The organism is Bifidobacterium pullorum subsp. saeculare (assembly GCF_016899725.1).
Taxonomy (GTDB): domain Bacteria; phylum Actinomycetota; class Actinomycetes; order Actinomycetales; family Bifidobacteriaceae; genus Bifidobacterium; species Bifidobacterium pullorum_C.
Window position 1 is genome coordinate 1 of the sequence record NZ_JACLYU010000043.1, and the last position, 3,162, is coordinate 3,162.

Annotated in this window: 2 protein-coding genes, 4 tRNA genes and 1 pseudogene; 1 reads left to right on the top strand and 6 read right to left on the bottom strand. The window is 65.2% G+C overall.

What is annotated here, in order from left to right:
- Positions 1-26 precede the first annotated feature (26 nt).
- The 6 genes from H7U32_RS09220 to galE form a co-directional block, all read right to left on the bottom strand.
- Positions 27-102, bottom strand: a tRNA-Phe gene (locus H7U32_RS09220).
- A 47-nt stretch (positions 103-149) separates the two neighbouring features.
- Positions 150-223, bottom strand: a tRNA-Asp gene (locus tag H7U32_RS09225).
- Between the two features lie 304 nt (positions 224-527).
- Positions 528-603: transfer RNA gene (locus H7U32_RS09230), tRNA-Phe, on the bottom strand.
- Positions 604-650: 47 nt separating this feature from the next.
- Positions 651-724 (bottom strand) — tRNA-Asp (locus tag H7U32_RS09235).
- A gap of 103 nt (positions 725-827) precedes the next feature.
- The gene (locus H7U32_RS09240) at positions 828-1,616 is read right to left on the bottom strand and encodes a DUF4190 domain-containing protein (protein ID WP_239457663.1); all 789 of its coding nucleotides are present in this window, start codon (positions 1,614-1,616) and stop codon (positions 828-830) included.
- Between the two features lie 113 nt (positions 1,617-1,729).
- The gene (gene galE / locus H7U32_RS09245; protein WP_204469776.1) at positions 1,730-2,740 is read right to left on the bottom strand and encodes a UDP-glucose 4-epimerase GalE; all 1,011 of its coding nucleotides are present in this window, start codon (positions 2,738-2,740) and stop codon (positions 1,730-1,732) included.
- Positions 2,741-2,964: 224 nt separating this feature from the next.
- Between galE and H7U32_RS09250 the strand changes: the two are divergent.
- Positions 2,965-3,162 (top strand): annotated as a pseudogene (locus tag H7U32_RS09250) (integrase catalytic domain-containing protein); the annotation flags it as partial.

Genomic DNA, 3,162 nt, shown 5'->3' on the forward strand with positions numbered 1-3,162 from the left:
ACCCCGCGCGGTGGCGGGGTCTTGGGTGGTGGCTCCGAGCGGCATCGATCCGCTGACCTAACGATTTTCAGTCGTTCGCTCTACCAACTGAGCTACAGAGCCATGAACAGTTGAAAAAACCCGGATGAACCGGGTTCCAGCTATTCGAGCGACCCCGGCCGGACTTGAACCGGTGACCTCCGCCGTGACAGGGCGGCGCTCTAACCAACTGAGCTACGGGGCCGTGTTCTCCCGCGTTTCCGCGAGGCAACGAGTAGATACATTACCAAAGACGGGGGAATACGCAAGTCGGCGCGTGCTGTGCCGCAGCCCGGGCGTGTCGTGGCTGGATGCTGAGGTAGCGGTGCCTTGGGTGACGGCAGGGGAGGCAAGGGAGGCGATGGGCGATGACCGACGGAGCATGGTTGCTTCACTGAGCGTGTCTTAGCGGCGCAGTGGCGGCATGATGTGGCGTGGGTGCTTTGCCGGGTTCTTGTCGGCGGAGGGGGTCGATAGCAGAAGACCCCGCGCGGTGGCGGGGTCTTGGGTGGTGGCTCCGAGCGGCATCGATCCGCTGACCTAACGATTTTCAGTCGTTCGCTCTACCAACTGAGCTACAGAGCCATGAACAGTTGAAAAAACCCGGATGAACCGGGTTCCAGCTATTCGAGCGACCCCGGCCGGACTTGAACCGGTGACCTCCGCCGTGACAGGGCGGCGCTCTAACCAACTGAGCTACGGGGCCGTGTTCTCCCGCGTTTCCGCGAGGCAACGAGTAAATACATTACCATAGGCCGCACGCTGTGCAAGCCTTCGGCGTGTCGTATGGTGCGCCGAAGGCTTGCATGTCAGCTGGCGAGGTCGCCCGCCCCGTACTGCTCCAGCAGACGCCGCATGTCCTGCTGGCTCAGGGAGCCGGGGTCGCTGAGCCAGTCGCCGAAGTCATCGTCGGTGCCGTCATAGCTGCCGTGGCCGCGGTCGTTGAAGCCGCGGTCGCCGAACTCTCCCCGGTAATGGCATTCGCCGTTCGAACAGACCAGGTCGCCGGTGTCCACTTGGTTGATGGCGTAGCCGACCGCCCATACCATCAGGCCGATGAACAGCGCGAGGAGCACCGTGCCCAGCGCGCCGATCACGATGCCGGCGATGGACATCCCCTTGCTTTTCTCCTGCGATTTGTTGATCTGCACCAGCGCGACGATGGACAGCACCAGACCCACCGGCGGCACGATGAAGGAGGTGACGAATCCGGCGATGCACAGGCCGTTCCACCGATTGTTGGCCGGTGATGGGTAGGGATAGTAGGACGTGCTCTGCGGCGGGTACTGGCCGTTCGCCGGCTGGCCGTAGGAGACCTGGGCGTAGGAGGTCTGGTTGTAGGGATTCTGGCCGTACTGTCCCTGACCATAGGGCACCTGCCCGGGGACGGAGTCCGTGCCATACGCGCCATAGGTGCCGTACGCGCCGGCTGGGCCGCCGGCCGTCGCCGTCTGCTGCTGCCAGGGGGACTGCTGGGAGTTGCCCGCTGGTTGCGTGCCCGCGGCGGTGGGGGAGGGCTGGGCCGCGTCGGCGCCGTCGGCGCGCGGCTCGGAGCCGTCGGATTGCTGGGGCATGTGCGGTGTCGTGGAATCGTCCATGGCACCATCGTACCGCCCGGATGGTGGACTTCGCTGCGGAATCGCTGGCGGCGGAACGCAACGGGGGTGTCCGGACCTGCCGGACACCCCCGTCATGGAATGCGGACCTGGAATCAGTCGGTCTGCTTCCAGGTGGCGACGTCGATGTGATGCTCCGGGTTGGCCTGCCAGGCATCCCAGGCGGACTTCACGATGTCCTCGACGTTGTACTTGGCATGCCAGCCCATCTCCGTGGTGATGCGGGTGGCGTCGCCGATCAGGTGCGGCGGATCGCCGGCGCGGCGCGGCATCACGGTCTCGTGGAACGGCAGGCCGGTGACCTTCTTGACCTCGTCCACGATCTGGCGCACGGAGGTGCCCTCGCCGGTGCCCACGTTGAACACGTCGTACTTGCGCTCGTCGCGGTCAAGGTACTTCAGGGCGGCGATGTGGGCGTCGGCCAGGTCGCTCACATGGATGTAGTCGCGCACGCAGGTGCCGTCCGGGGTCGGGTAGTCGTCGCCGAAGATGGCCGGCGCCTTGCCCTTCTTCAGACGGTCGAACAGCATCGGGATGAGGTTGAGGATAGCCGGGTCCTCGAGCTCGACGGGGCCGCAGCCGGCCACGTTGAAGTAACGCAGGCCGCAGAAGCGGATGCCGTAGGGCTCCTCGCAGGCGCGGGCCATCCACTCGCCGAAGAGCTTGGTCTGGCCGTAGGGGTTGATCGGCAGCATCGGCACGACGTCCTCGGGGACCACATCGACCGGCGGCACGCCGTAGGTGGCGGCGGAGGAGGAGAACACGAGCTTCTTGGCGCCGGACTCCTTCATGCCGGTGAGCACGTTGAGCATGCCGTTGATGTTCTGCTGGTAGTACCACAGCGGCTTCTCGACGGACTCGCCGACCTGCTTGCGGGCGGCGAAGTGGATGACGGAGTCGACGCCCTCCGCCTTCATGATCTCGGCAAGGCGCTCGCCGGCGCCGGGGGCGGCGATGTCCATGCCATAGAGGCGGGAGCCTTCGATGCGGGTGGGCTTGCCGTAGCTCAGGTCGTCCACGACGACGACGCGCTCTCCGGCCTGGTGGAGGGCATGGACGACGTGGGCGCCGATGTATCCGCACCCACCGGTGACGAGAACTGTCATTGGTTGGCCTTTCGTTGCGAAGGCAGGCGCAGGCAGGAGCTGAAATGTTCGGCTAGTGTTCGCTTTTGCCTTCGATTTGTTATTTTTTATAACAATTCGAGTATAGCACACGAACAGAATCGCACACGCGGTGCGACGTGCTTCGCGTTTTTTGAGCGTGAATTGTGTAGTGGTGCCTCATCGGGGGTGAGCGCGAGACCGGGTCGGTCTGTTCGGCTGGTCGTATGGAGGACGGGATCACCATGGCGGCGAAGCGGCAGGTCACCCTCAGGTTCAGGGACGAGTATGTGAGGGCGTCGAAGAAGCGGAAGGGCGTCATCCTGGACAGGATGCGCGAGACGCCCGGGGTGGGCGGGGGCACGGCCAGGCGCCTGCTCGCCCAGGCCGGGCGGCATGGGAACGACGCGGCGCCGGCGGCGCGT

What these genes read in the sequence shown, in the direction of transcription:
- H7U32_RS09240 (WP_239457663.1), bottom strand. Translation starts at nt 1,616, where the DNA reads ATGGACGATTCCACGACACCGCACATGCCCCAGCAATCCGACGGCTCC.
- galE (WP_204469776.1), bottom strand. Translation starts at nt 2,740, where the DNA reads ATGACAGTTCTCGTCACCGGTGGGTGCGGATACATCGGCGCCCACGTC.